12 protein-coding genes are annotated in these 13,280 nt (G+C 68.5%); 6 read left to right on the forward strand and 6 right to left on the reverse strand.

Features of this window, described 5'->3' with window-relative positions; all coding sequences use genetic code 11:
• Positions 1-298: 298 nt before the first annotated feature.
• The 5 genes from OG588_RS13545 to OG588_RS13565 all read left to right on the forward strand — a co-directional run bounded on the left by OG588_RS13545 (position 299) and on the right by OG588_RS13565 (position 4,764).
• Positions 299-1,180 carry a hypothetical protein gene (locus tag OG588_RS13545; protein ID WP_405947485.1) on the forward strand — a complete coding sequence of 294 codons (882 nt, stop codon included), beginning with the start codon at positions 299-301 and terminating at the stop codon, positions 1,178-1,180.
• An 82-nt stretch (positions 1,181-1,262) separates the two neighbouring features.
• A complete protein-coding gene (locus OG588_RS13550; protein ID WP_405947486.1) occupies positions 1,263-2,117 on the forward strand; it encodes a hypothetical protein in 855 nt (284 codons plus the stop codon).
• Positions 2,118-2,380: 263 nt separating this feature from the next.
• Positions 2,381-2,872 (forward strand): hypothetical protein, encoded by a 492-nt coding sequence (locus tag OG588_RS13555; RefSeq protein ID WP_405947487.1) that lies wholly within the window; start codon positions 2,381-2,383, stop codon positions 2,870-2,872.
• Positions 2,873-2,961: 89 nt separating this feature from the next.
• Positions 2,962-4,002, forward strand: coding sequence for an NAD(P)/FAD-dependent oxidoreductase (locus tag OG588_RS13560; protein WP_405947488.1), 1,041 nt, complete (start codon positions 2,962-2,964; stop codon positions 4,000-4,002).
• 153 nt (positions 4,003-4,155) lie between these two features.
• On the forward strand, positions 4,156-4,764 hold the full coding sequence (locus OG588_RS13565; protein WP_405947489.1) for a DUF4232 domain-containing protein: 609 nt from the start codon (positions 4,156-4,158) through the stop codon (positions 4,762-4,764).
• Between the two features lie 552 nt (positions 4,765-5,316).
• Here the strand turns inward: OG588_RS13565 and OG588_RS13570 are convergent.
• The gene (locus OG588_RS13570; RefSeq protein WP_405947490.1) at positions 5,317-5,706 is read right to left on the reverse strand and encodes a hypothetical protein; all 390 of its coding nucleotides are present in this window, start codon (positions 5,704-5,706) and stop codon (positions 5,317-5,319) included.
• A 190-nt stretch (positions 5,707-5,896) separates the two neighbouring features.
• On the opposite strand from OG588_RS13570, the gene OG588_RS13575 reads away from it, so the two are divergent.
• Positions 5,897-7,123, forward strand: a complete 1,227-nt coding sequence (locus OG588_RS13575) for a helix-turn-helix transcriptional regulator (protein WP_405947491.1) — start codon at positions 5,897-5,899, stop codon at positions 7,121-7,123.
• Here OG588_RS13575 and OG588_RS13580 read toward each other — a convergent pair.
• From OG588_RS13580 to OG588_RS13600, 5 genes are all read right to left on the reverse strand, one after another.
• The gene (locus tag OG588_RS13580; protein WP_405947492.1) at positions 7,104-7,766 is read right to left on the reverse strand and encodes an HAD family hydrolase; all 663 of its coding nucleotides are present in this window, start codon (positions 7,764-7,766) and stop codon (positions 7,104-7,106) included. The two genes, OG588_RS13575 and OG588_RS13580, sit on opposite strands and share 20 nt — an antisense overlap.
• A 39-nt stretch (positions 7,767-7,805) precedes the next feature.
• The gene (locus OG588_RS13585) at positions 7,806-9,182 is read right to left on the reverse strand and encodes an alpha-amylase family protein (RefSeq protein WP_405947493.1); all 1,377 of its coding nucleotides are present in this window, start codon (positions 9,180-9,182) and stop codon (positions 7,806-7,808) included.
• Between the two features lie 151 nt (positions 9,183-9,333).
• Positions 9,334-11,079, reverse strand: a complete 1,746-nt coding sequence (locus tag OG588_RS13590; protein ID WP_405953116.1) for a glycoside hydrolase family 13 protein — start codon at positions 11,077-11,079, stop codon at positions 9,334-9,336.
• A gap of 175 nt (positions 11,080-11,254) precedes the next feature.
• A complete protein-coding gene (locus OG588_RS13595) occupies positions 11,255-12,121 on the reverse strand; it encodes a sugar ABC transporter permease (RefSeq protein ID WP_405947494.1) in 867 nt (288 codons plus the stop codon).
• A 13-nt stretch (positions 12,122-12,134) separates the two neighbouring features.
• Positions 12,135-13,139: a carbohydrate ABC transporter permease gene (locus OG588_RS13600; RefSeq protein WP_019064832.1), complete on the reverse strand. Its 1,005-nt coding sequence runs from the start codon at positions 13,137-13,139 to the stop codon at positions 12,135-12,137.
• Positions 13,140-13,280: the final 141 nt, after the last annotated feature.

Below are 13,280 nucleotides of genomic sequence, written 5' to 3' on the forward strand. Positions count from 1 at the left end.
CGGCAGTCGCCCGCAGCAAGGGTGCGGTGCCCGTGACGGTTTCCCACCGGAACGGTCTGGAACCGATCACTCCGGCAACCCGTCCTACAGGCCGTACCTGTTGCACATCGCGGAACACGGACCCGGGCCTCACCCCTCGGCACGGCCGTCACCCGCGACACACCTCCAGGTAGGACACGATCCGCTCCGGGCCGCCCAGTTCACCGCCCTCGGTCAATAGATTTACCTAGGCAACCAAGGGAACGCGAGAGGAAAGCCTCTGATGGAGACGCCGATGGTGCCGTCGATGGAGCCTTTGATGGAGTTAGCCCACCTGGTGGAGGCCCTGAGAACGGAGGGGCTGGACGCCGCCCTGACCGACGACGGCCAGATCGTCGTCAACCTGCCCGGCAGCAGGGACCAGTTGATCCTCGGGCCGAGCCGGGGCGGGAGCGAACCCAGGCTGTTCTGGCAGCGCCGTACCTTCCTCGGGACCCGTACGAACGAGTGCGGTTATCTGGAGTGGGCGGCCACCCCTGAGCCCGTGGTCGGGGCGATCCTCGGCTACGCCCGCGCCCCCGGGCTGACCGGGCCGCAGTACGGACCGGTCCTGGACGCGCTGCGGAGCAACGGCCTGGACGCGGCGATCGTGACCACCACCGGGGGCTGTCATCTGATCTGCGCCTACCTCGCCGACGGCACCCAACTCATCGTCGGTGCCCCCGAGTCGCTCCCTCCGCAGCTGTCGCAGGTCACCGGCTGGCTGGTCCGGCACAGGGGCCCCGGCGACAGATCTACGGTGGTCTACCACTCGGCTCCGAATCCGACTTCGGCGTCGGCTTCGGCTTCGCAGGACCACGACGCCGGGGCTGCGACCGGTGGGCCCGACATCCACTTGATGGCGAAGCACGTCGCCCGCTACGTCACCGAGGCGGGCCTGCGCCACGACGGCCACCGCCCGCTGACCACACCGGCACCCGAGCAGGAGGTCACCGCGAGGTCCCTGTCCCGGCTGGTCGGCGAACTGGCCCAACTACCGCGTCACCAAGAGGAGTTGGACAACCCCGGCGGCGCCCTCATCACCATCGCCGAGCGGGACGGCAGCAACACCAGGACCACGGAGGTCCCCGCCGAACTCGTGAGCCGGATGCACTCGGTCCTGTTCAGCATGCTCACCGTCATGCGGCCGTACGACGAGTAGGGGCTGCGGTAGCGGGCTGCCTGCCCGGCCTCAACGGGACCCCGCGCGGGTGCCGTTGAGGCCGGGCGGGACGATGAAGGGGATGACCACGACGCGAGAACAGTTCGAGCAACGGCTCGCCGCGCTGAGCGAACCCTGGCTCACCCGCAGGCAGTTGCGGGAGCTGGCCGGAGTCGCGGAGAAGACGGTCCGGAACTGGCTGGCCGAAGACCCCCTCGATTCCTCCCGCATCCGCAGCGGCCCGCACAACACCCAACTCATCGAGCGCGAGGCGGCGTTGGCCCTGGTCCGGCGGAACCTCTTCGAGCCCAAGGACGGGACCACCGTCCTACGGACCGGCCCGCGCCTCGCCGCGGAACCCCACCGCTTGAGCCATGCCCCCGGCGAGCAGTGGGGGTGGGCCGACATCGCGAGGCGACGCGGTGTGACGCCCGGCGCCGTCAGCAACTTGGCGAAGACCTACGAGAACCATCCGCTCAGGCCGTTCCCGCCGGCCGTGGAGCGCAAGCGGGACGCGGGAGCCGTAGCCGAGTGGTTCCTCTGGTACGACACCGAGCGTCCGGGGTACGCGGCGCGGCGCGCGGACGGACGTATCCCCGCAGTCGTCGCCCGGCTGGAGGCGGCGCTGGCCGGACCGGAAGACCTGACCACGACGCGACTCGCCTGGGAACTGGGGGTCGCCCACACCGTCGCACGGGCCTATCTCGCCGCGGCGGCAGGAGAGTTGATGCCCCGTCACGGGTTCGTCGCCCGCAGCGACATCGCGGGGCTCCTGGAACAGGCCGGCCACGGCGGGACGGCCGAGCGGCGACGCGAGCGGGTGAGGACCCTGTTGAGCCGGAAGGACGCCCCGCGTAAACACATCACGGTCGGCGGCACGGACTACTACCGGAAGGCCGCCGTCGACCGTCTTCTGTCACCGCCGCGCGACAGCTGAACGGGCGAGCCGAGACCAGCTGAACAGGCTGAACGGTCGTCTGGCTATCCAGGCGATCTGGGGCGGGCGCGGAGGTCGGGGTACCGGCAGGGTGTCGCCCAACGCGCTGTGCAACACGGTGTGTTGGGTGCGTCTGGGGCCTGGTGGTGGGCGTAGCACGGGTGGATCCTGGCCGGTTGCCGCCTTCACCCCTGTCCTTGCGGCTCGGGATGCTGGCTGGCGACCCTGCAATGACCACGCCAACCGGGGGAGCGATCCCGACCATGGTCCACTTACGTAGATTTGCTGCCGCCGCAGTCGCATGCGCCGCCCTGGCGCTCGGCATCGGGGGTACCGCGAACGCGGCCGCACCGGCCGCCGGCGCACCGGCCGCCCACCAGGCCGTCACCCGCACCGCACCCTCCGCGCCTGCGGGCGTCCAGAACCTCGGCCCCACGGCAACGTCGCCCTACACCTCGCCCGGGTCCACCGCGGGTCACGTCACCCCCGGCCAGACCTACACGTGCGAGTACTTGAACTTGTGCGAGCTGGTCTGGGACCCCACCACCGCGAACTGGGAACTGTTCAAGCAGGACCCCTGCAACCGGTACTACGTGTACTACTGGGATGGCGGCGGGTACTACATCAACAACCAGACGTCCGGCACCGTCTCCAGCTTCTACGGCAGCAGCGGCAACACGCTGTGGACGGACGCCTCACCGACCAGCCAGACGTACGCAGACTGGACCCCGGTGTACTCGCTCCGCAACTGCTGAACCCGTTCGGCGGTGCTCCCGCCCACGCAGACGGGCCCTTCCTGGCGACCACCAGGAAGGGCCCGTCTGTCTTTGTCGAAAGGGACCTCATGTCAGCCGTCGTCGTTGTCGGTGCCGGAATCGTCGGCTCTTCAGTGGCCTACCACCTGGCCCGTCGAGGCGTCCCGGTCACTCTCCTCGAACAAGGACCGGCACCGGCCGCCGGGGTCACCGGAGGTTCCTTCGCCTGGATCGGCAGCGCGGGCGGCGACTGGCCCGGCGGCGCACGAGATCTCCGCGAGCACGTCCTGGCGGACTACCGGCGTCTGGAGAACGAGCTGCCCCAGGTCACCGTCCGGAGGACCGGCTCGCTGTCCTGGGCCGACGTACCGGCCGGAGACTCACGACCGGAGCCGGGCCAGTTCCGTATCGGACGGAGCGACATCGCGACCCTGGAACCCAACCTCCGACACCCACCCGACCAGGCCATCCACACCCCGAGCGACGCGGGCGTCGACCCAACAGCCTTGGCCCGCGCACTCGTTGAAGCCGCCGACGCCCACGGAGCAACCGTGCTCCACGACACCGCGGTCACCTCCTTGCAGATCGCCAACGGGCACGTCACGGGAGTCCTGACACCGACCGGACTCCACCCCGCCACCACCGTCGTCCTCACGGCCGGAACCGCCATCCCCCAGCTGTGCGAGCGACTACCGGCCGACCTGGCCATCGCCGCCTCCCCAGCCACCCTCGCGAGGGTCACAGCACCCCCGGGCCTGGTCAAGACCATCGTGGCCAGCCCTGACTTCGAGGTCCGAGAGGTACGGGACGGCAACCTCCTGCTGGTCGTCCCGCGGGCCGAAGGCACAGCGGGAGGGAGCGAGCAGGCCGCCCAAGACGCGCTCCGGCACCTGAAGTCGGCCTTCCGAGGAAGCGCCGAATGCCGCCTGGTGGGCCACCGCACCAGCAGCCGCCCCATGCCCGCGCACGGGCCCCTCATCGGATACGTGACACACGATCGTTCCGTCTACGTCGCCGTCATGCACTCCGCCATCACCCTGGCGCCCACCACCGGACGCCTCGTCGCGGACGAACTCGTCACCGGCAGACCGGCTCCCGAGCTACGGCGGTGCCGACCGCACGTCCACTGACATCGCTTCGCGACGACATCGATCAACGAGAATTCTCTTACCTTCTCCCGCGAACAAATCCGCCGTACCGCGCATCGAACCTTGTGTACGGCACCAGAAGGACGGTGCGGGCCGCAGACCACGGCCCGCGAAGCAGGAGTGGGGACGATCACCGTGAACGAAGTACAGAACGCCACCGACCAGGCCGGTACCGCCAAGCACCGGCGCCGCACGGACCGCAAGGTCGGGCGCACGATGATCGGCCTGGGTGCCGTCGTCGGCCTGGCGCTCGCGGGCTGGGCGGGGACCGCCAACGCCGCGACCTCCAGTGCTACGGCCACCGCGAAGGCCACCCCGACCTGCTCCGCCGCCGCGCTCAAGGCGACCTACGGTCAGCAGCTCGCCGGTGGCATGAACCACGCGGGCATCGTCATCAGGTTGCGCAACCTCAGCGGCAAGACCTGCGCACTGCGCGGCTACCCGGGTCTGGGCCTGGAGAACTCCGCCCACAAGAAGCTCACGACCCACACCACCTGGGGCAACACCTGGTACGCGCACAACCCCGGCAAGAAGACCCTCACCCTCAAGGACGGCGAGAGCGCCGAGGCCGTCGTCGCCTGGACCCACGCCAACACCGGCACATCGGGCGCGGTACACGCCGCCTACCTGGAGATCACCCCGCCCGCCTCCACCCAGCACAAGACCCTGGCCCTCCCCCAGTGGGTCGACCACGGCGACCTCTCTGTGACGGCCCTCGCGAAGCACATCACCGTCACCTCCTGATCCCCCACGGGCCGGACGGCGGCGACGTGCCCCCTCGCGCCGCCGCCGTCCAACACCGGTATCAGCAGGCCGACTCAGTGGCGCAGGGATACCTGGGTCGTCCGGGTCGGCACCCTTTTGCAGCCCATCACGTGCAGGTAGATCGTCGTACCCGCAGCCGAGGCTGACGGTTTGTCGTGCTCCGTGTACTCGTCGTCGGGCCGAATCACGGTGTCGCAGCGTCCGCAGAATTTCACCGTCGGTAATCCCTGACCAGGCGGTACAGGCCTCTCCCAACAAGGCACGCAGCGGGATCGTCCCGGCACTTCTCACACGTCGAGCCATGTGTGAACAGCCCCTCGTGCGCACGCCCCGCCACGCACTTGCGGCATGCGCGAGGAAACCAACGCCCAGGGGCCAACTGCCAACCGAGGTCGACGGCCGTCTCCGTGACCACCCGTTCGCCGCACCAGACACAGGTCACACCGCGCGCTTGCTCGTCGGTGAGATCGTCGAACAACGGCAGCACCAGGACCTCAAGTACGCCAGGGGCCAAGCCCTGAGCAGCATCACTCACGCCGACCACTCCGATCCGCGCCGGGAGGGCAGACAGTCTTCAAGGGCAGATCGGAGGACGTGCGCATCGGTGAGCCAGTCGCCGCCCTCGGGGCAGGCCCGCCAGTGCGGGCCAGGTCCCTTCGCGCGTCGCACCGGCGGGATCGTGAGGGTGCCGCCCTTGCCGATCGCCTGGGTGCCTTCGACCGCCCACTCCGCAGCAGTGCCGCTGGCGACAAAGTAGTAGACGACCTCCTTCGGCGGGTACTCCAGTACGGCTCCACAGCGGGCGCCCAGAACAGCCATGGCGGCGATACCCAGTTGGCGCTGTACCCGGATCACATCCCAGTCCAGGCCCGCGTCCTGCAGGGTGCACCCCGCAGCGGTCGGCAATCGTGTGGGCGGCATTGCGGCTCCTCGAAGCGCGAACGATCAGGTGTGTCCCAGGCTGGCCCTCTCAGACACCAATAACGAGGACTTGAAGAGGTCTTTCAACTGCCGCGAATGGGACTTCTGTTGACCTAGCAGGGTGACAGCTAGCCAGATCGAGGACTTTGGGTGACACTGTCCGCAGCGCTCGACATGGAGGTACAGCACAGTGCCACGGCCCGCAGGCAACACCCGACTCAAGGCGGCCCGGCTGGCGGCCGGGTTCGGATCGCAACAGGCCCTCGCCGACGCCCTCGGGGTCGGAGTCCGCCAGGTGCGGCGCTGGGAGTCCGAGAATCCGCCGTCACCTCAGCCGGACCAGGCGCAGGCCCTCACGCGTGAACTCGGCCAGGATCTCGACTCGTTGGGCTTCAGCTCGTCGAACACCGCCCAACCCGACCGCGGCCGTCGCTCCGTTCTCGCGGCCACGGCCGCCGTCGTAGGGCTGGCCGCAGTCCCTACGACGGCCATCACCATGCAACCCGCCACCGTCGCAACGGACTTCCTGGCCGTCACCCGATCTCACCGGCGCCTGTACTGGTCCGTCGCGCCCGCCACACTGCACCCCGCCGCCCAGGCCCACGGCTCCCTCGGCTGTGCCCTGCTCACCGAAACCGCAGGCCAGACCCGGCGGGCCGTAGCCGCAGCCCTCGCGGAGTCCTACTTGCTCGCCGGACGCATCGAGTTCTTCGACATGCGTGACGCCGACCGGGCCAGGAACACCCTGCTGCTCGCGCTCCAGGCCGCAGGCGAGGCCGACGAGCCGCTGCTCGGCGCGGCCGTCCTGGCGCACACCGCCTTCATCCCCGCGTGGGAGGGCGAGCGGGACAAGGCAGCCGAGCGGATGGTCGCCGCGCGCACCTACGCCCGGCGGGGCGCCCCCTCGGCCGAGTTGCTCGCTTGGCTGGACGCGGTCGAGGCGGAGTGCGAGACCCGGTGCGGCGACACCCGCACGGCACTGCACCTCATCGGACACGCTGAAGACACGCTCGCCGCAGGCTCCGAGCAGCAAAGCCCGGACTGGTTGGACTGGTTCAGCCCTGTTCGGCTCGCGGCCTTCAAAGGCAACACGCAGTTGAAGGCCGGGCATCTGCCCCAGGCCAGGGAAACCCTCCTCGGGGTGCTCGATTCGCTCGACCCGAGTGAGGAGAAGCAGGCGACCGTCGTACTCGGAGACCTTGCCGCCGTCGAGGCAGCGGCCGGGCACCTGGACGAGGCCTGCCGTTATGCGCTGCGGGCGCTCGACCAACTGGAACGGACCTGGTACGCGATGGGAATGGACCGGGTGCGCGAGGTGCGGCGCACTCTGGCGCCGCACCAGCATGAGCGTTGTGTACGCGAACTCGACGACCGGCTGTACGGCTGGTCGACGACGGTCAGCGCGCTGAGTCGTTGAAGTTCGCGATCAGTGCGGGCAGTTCCGAGAGGCTCTCGACTCTGAACGTCGGGAGGTTCTCGGCTTCCTCGGTCCTCCATTGGATCGTCGCCCACGGTCCTCGGTGCACCAGGGCCGTGCGCATGCCCGCCGCTACGGCCGGCCGCAGATCGTTGTCGACGCGGTCGCCGACGTAGAGGATCTCGTCGGCTGCGAAAGGGACGGCCTCGGCCACGCGTCGGAAGAACTCAAGGTCCGGCTTGCTGGCGCCCCAGTCGTCCGACGTGCCGATGAGGTCGACATCCTCGGTGAACAGGCCCCGGAGGATCTTCCCGGCGCGGATCGTCTGGTTGCCCGCGATGCCCAACCACAGGCCGTCGGCGCGCAACCGCGCCAGCGCGGGCCGCACGTCCTCGTACAGGTCCTCCTCGTCGAAGGACTCCGGCTTGCCTGCGGCGGCCCGCTTCTCGCGCTCCTCGTACAGGTCGAAGCCGGGCCGGAACTCCTGGAAGACCTCGCGGTAGTCCCGGCCCTGCGCGATGACCGCGCCGAACATCGCGTGGAACGTGTGCCGGGGTACGCCGAGCCAATCGGCCCAAGTGCCGTACTCCCGGCTCTCGTCCACCAGGCACTCACCGACGTCGAACACCACCGCACGCATCATGGCGGCAGCGTAGCCGGACGCGAGAATGCCTCTCCCGGCTCAGCAGCTCGACTTGCCCGAATAGATCGCCAGCGCCGTGTTCGACCCCAGCGTGGCCGTGAACTGCCCACTCGAGTTCACGGTCACCGTCGTGTTGTTCTGGACGTTGCAGTACGTGCCCGCGGCCAGCGACGTCTGGTACGTCTGGGTCAGCGAGGACGACTCGTGGTTGATGGCGACGTAGCCCTTGCTGCCGCGGCCGAACGCGATCGCGTCGTTGCCGTCGTCCCACCAGTTGGTGAGGGACTGGCCGCTGGTCGCGTTGCGGAAGGCGACCATGGACTTGATCTCCGGCCAGGCGTGCTGGCACTTCCAGCCGTCCTGCCAACAGGCCGTCACCGAGCCGCCGTTGGGCGGCCCGGCGTCCGTGTCGGACCACTCGTAGCCGGAGTTGATGTCCGGGGCGCCGTAGGGGTAGGCGAGCATGAAGACGTTGGCCAGGGTGTAGTTGGCGCCGTCCTTGTAGTTGAGGGTCGATCCGTTGCGCTCTGTGTCGTGGTTGTCCACGAAGACTGCCGCCACCGAGCTGCTCATGTAGCCCCAGCCCTCGCCGTAGTTCTTCAGGTAGGCGAGGTTCTCGTTGTTGAAGACCCGCTTGAGGTCGTAGGCGTAGCGGAACTCCTGGACGTCGCCGTTGCCGGTGTACTCGGTGGGCTGGACGGCCTCGCCGGAGCCGTAGATGACCTCCTGCTTCCAGTACACGGAGGGGTTGCTCAGGCGGGACTTGATGTTCGCGAGGTCGGTCGCCGGGATGTGCTTGGCCGCGTCGATGCGGAAGCCGTCGGCGCCGTAGCCGAGGAGGGTGTTCATGTAGCCGGCGATGGTGGCGCGGACGTACTCCTCGCCCGTGTCCAGGTCGGCCAGGCCGACCAGTTCGCAGTTCTGGACGTTGGCGCGGTTCGTGTAGTCGCTGATCGTCGACGTGCAGTCGTCCATGTCGTACGAGGAGTACAGGCCGGGGTAGTTGTACTTCGTGTACGACGAACCGCCGGTGCCGGTGCCGCTGCCCGCCGACATGTGGTTGATGACCGTGTCGACGACGACCTTCACGCCCGCCGCGTGACACGTGTTGATCATGTTCTGGAAGGCGGTCGCGTCGCCGAGCCGCCCGGCGATCTTGTAGCTCACCGGCTGGTACGACGTCCACCACTGCGAGCCCTGTATGTGCTCGGCGGGCGGGGAGACCTGGACGTAGCCGTAACCGGCGGGGCCGAGCGTGTTGGTGCACTCCTTGGCGACCGAGGCGAAGTTCCACTCGAAGAGGACGGCGGTGACGTCCTTGGTGCCGGGCGGGGAGGCGTGCGCGGTGCCGGGCACCAGGAGGGCCGTCGCGGCGGCGAGGGCACAAGCTCCTGCAAGCGATCTGGTGTTGGCCATGTGGGGTTCCTTCTCCGTTGAAGGTTCTTGCTGAAACTTCATGGAAACCTTGCGGTCGCCCAGATGTTAAAGGCCCGCCGCCCAAAAGGGCAGCGGGCCGTGTGAAGTTGATGCAAGAACTTCCAGTGGCGGAGCGGGAGTTGAGGGGTGGTTACGGTGTGGTTGTCCACCATGTCGTCGTATCGGCGGGCAGCTTCGCCTCGCCGTCCGCCTCCGTCACCTCACCGCTCGCGAGCAGGAGACGACCGTACGCCGGTGTCGTCACCGACTCCCCGCTCGTGTTCGCGACACACACGAACTCCCCGCGCCGGAAGGCGAGTACGCCCTCGGGCGCCCGCAGCCACTCCACCGAGTCGCCCGCACCGAGGTCGGGTTGGGTACGGCGGGCGGCCAGCGCGGCCCGATACAGCTCCAGCGTCGAGCCGGCCGTGCCCGTCTGCGCCTCGATGCTCAACTCGCCCCAGCCGTCCGGCTGCGGCAGCCAACTCCCGCCGTTTCCGAAGCCGTACGACGATCCGTCGCGCGTCCACGGGATCGGCACCCGGCAGCCGTCACGGAAGCCGTCCTGGCCCGCGCCCCTGAAGTACGCGGGGTCCTGGCGGACTTCGTCCGGGAGGTCGACGACGTCGGGCAGGCCGAGTTCCTCGCCCTGGTAGATGTACGCCGAGCCGGGCAGCGCCAGCATCAGCAGCGAGGCGGCGCGGGCTCGGCGCAGGCCCAGGTCCCGGTCGCCCGCCGTGCGGATCTGGGTGCCGAGGCCGGGCGGGTTGGCGAAGCGGGTGGCGTGCCGGGTGACGTCGTGGTTCGAGAGGACCCAGGTGGCGGGGGCGCCGACGGGACGCATGGCCTCCAGGGTGCGGTCGATGACCGTACGGAGTTCCGCCGCGTCCCAATCGGTCGACAGGTACTGGAAGTTGAAGGCCTGGTGGAGTTCGTCCGGGCGGACGTAGTTCGCGGTGCGTTCGACGGTCGGGGTCCATGCCTCGGCGACGAAGATGCGCCCGCCCGTCTCCCGCCCCCGCCCTTCCAAGGAAGGCCCTTCGGGCCCCAACTCATTTCCCGCGTACTCGTCGAGGACCGTGCGCCACTGGCGGTACACGTCGTGCACGCCGTCCTGGTCGAAGAACGGCATGACATCGTTGCCCAGGAGTTTGAGCTGGTCGTGCGAGCCGAGGTCGGGCAGGCCCTCCGCCTTGACGAGGCCGTGGGCCACGTCGATGCGGAAGCCGTCCACTCCGATGTCCAGCCAGAAGCGGAGGATCGAGCGGAACTCGTCGCCCACCGCCGGGTGTTCCCAGTTGAAGTCCGGCTGCTCCGGCGCGAAGAGGTGCAGGTACCACTCCCCCGCCGAGCCGTCCGGTTCGGTGACCCGGGTCCAGGCCGGGCCGCCGAAGATGGACTCCCAGTCGTTGGGCGGGAGTTCGCCGTGCTCGCCCTTGCCGGGGCGGAAGTGGTAGCGCTCCCGCAGCGGCGAGCCGGGGCCCTCCCTCAACGCCCGCTTGAACCACTCGTGTTGGTCCGAGGAGTGGTTGGGGACGAGGTCGACGATGATGCGCAGGCCGAGTCCGTGAGCGTCCCGGATCAGCGCGTCCGCGTCGAGGAGGTTGCCGAACATCGGGTCCACGGCACGGTAGTCGGCGACGTCGTAGCCCGCGTCCGCCTGCGGGGAGGCGTAGAACGGGCTGAGCCAGACGGCGTCGATGCCGAGGTCGCGCAGGTACGGGAGGCGGGCGCGGACGCCCTCCAGGTCGCCCATGCCGTCGCCGTTGCTGTCGGCGAAGCTCCGCGGATAGACCTGGTAGATCACCGCGTCCCTCCACCAGTCGCCGCGCCGGTCGCTGCGCTTGGCTTGAGCGGGGTTCGGTGTCGGGGCGATGGCCGAGTGCTGCTGGGTCATGGCGTCCTTGGTGCGTAACTGGGGTTTGGTCATGGGGAGTTGGTGACGAGGCGGCCGTGATGTCAGCGGGGTCGGATGGACGTCACGGCCGCCTCGAGTTTTGGGTGCGGCTGAGTGGGGGCTGGTCGCGCCGTTCCCCGCGCCCCTTTCAGGGGCGCTGTTCGAACCGGCATTTTTAGCCCTTGGTTCCACCCGCCGTCAGGCCGGTGACCAGGTTCTTCTGGACTAGATAGAAGAACGCGGCCACCGGTATCGCGATCAACACCGCCGTCGCCGCCATCAGGTTCCGCTGCGCGTCGTGTTCGCTCACGAACGTCTGAAGCCCCACCGCGAACGTGTACTTCGTGTCGGACAGCATGAACGTCGAGGCGAACGCGACCTCGCCGAAGGCCGTGAGGAAGCTGTAGAACGCGGCGACCGCCAGGCCCGGCTTGGCGAGCGGCAGGATCAGTCGCAGGAACGTGCCGAAGGGGTTCAGCCCGTCGACGCGTCCGGCCTCGTCGATCTCGAACGGGATCGTGTCGAAGTAGCCCTTGAGCAGCCAGGCGCAGTAGGGCACGGCGGTCGAGCAGTAGACGAGGATGAGACCAAGGTAGCTGTCGATGAGCTGCAGGTCGGCCAGAATCTGGTACATCGGCACGATGAGTACCGCTATCGGGAACATCTGGGTGACCAGCAGCACCCACATGAACTTCCGGTAGCCGGGGAAGCGCATGCGCGACACCGCGTAGCCGGTGCTCGCGGCGATGGTCACGCCGATGACCGTGGTGCCGAACGAGACGATCAGCGAGCTCTTCAACCAGTCGAAGAATCCGGTGTGTTGGAGGACGAACGAGTAGTTGTCGAACGTCATCTTCTTCCAGATGCCGGCCGGGTGGAGATAGTCGTCCGAGTCCGGGCCGAGGGAGAGGAAGACCAGCCAGGCGATCGGGAAGAGCGCGATCAGGCTCGCGACGATCAGGATGCCGTGTGCGCCGAGGGTGCCGGCGCGGCTCAACTCGCCCCGGCGGCGGGTCCGTTGCGGTGGTGTCGTGGTGCTCATGGGGACTCCTGCCTCAGATCGCGAGCTGTTGGTCGTTGCGGTTGAGCCAGCGGCGGTAGAAGGAGGTGAAGACGATCAGGATGGCCAGCAGCAGGATGCCGTAGGCGGCCGACTGGGCGAATTCGCGCGGCTGTTGGCCGAAGCCGAGGAAGTACGACCAGGTGACCAGGATCTGGGCGTCGGGCGCGGTGTTGCCGAACAGCAGGAAGATCACCGCGAATTGGTTGAAGGTCCAGATCACACCGAGGAGGACGACGGTGGAGCTGACCGATCTGAGGCCCGGGAGAGTGACGTAGCGGAAGCGCTGCCAGGGGCTCGCGCCGTCCATCTCGGCGGCCTCGTAGAGCGAGGTGTCGATGGACTGGAGGCCGCCGAGCAGCGAGACCATCATGAACGGCACACCGCACCAGGTGTTGACCATGATGGCGGCGAACCGCTGCCAGAAGGTGTCCTCCAGCCAGTCCGGCTGGGGCAGATGCAGGCTGTGCAGCGCGGAGTTGATGATGCCGCTGTCGGCGAGCATGAAGCGCCAGCCGAAGACCGTGACGAAGGTGGGGACGGCCCACGGCAGGATCAGGATCAGGCGGTACAGGGTGCGGCCGCGCAGTTTCTGGTTCAGCAACAGCGCCAGCGCCAGGCCTACCGTGTAGTGGAGGGCGACACAGAGCGCGGTCCAGACGATCGTCCAGATGAAGTGCGACCAGAAGCGGTCGTACGACGTCGGGCCGAACAGGATGTCCTTGTAGTTGTCGAGCCCGATGAACTTGTAGGTGGCGTCGATGTGGTTGACGCCGATCGTGCGCGCGGTGTTGAGGCTGTTGGCGTCCGTGAGCGTCAAGTACAGGCCGTACGCCAGGGGGTAGAGCACGAGGACGCCGAGCACGACGACCACGGGGATGATCATCGCGTACGCGTACCAGTGCTTCTGGTAGGCGAACTTGAGGCGGCTGCCGGGGCCGGGTCGGGGGGCGCGGTCACCGTGGCGCTTGCCGGTCGCGCGGTCGATGGCGACTGTCATGGTTCGTTCGACACCTTCTGGAAGACCTTCTGGAGGTTCAAGCGGGTACGGCGAGTTCGAGGGCTACGGCAAGTGCGCGGGCTACGGCGGCGCGTGCCGATGGCCGCCGGATCCGTCCCCCCAGCTGTCCTGCCCGGCGGA

This window comes from Streptomyces prunicolor, from assembly GCF_045162825.1.
GTDB lineage: Bacteria > Actinomycetota > Actinomycetes > Streptomycetales > Streptomycetaceae > Streptomyces > Streptomyces prunicolor.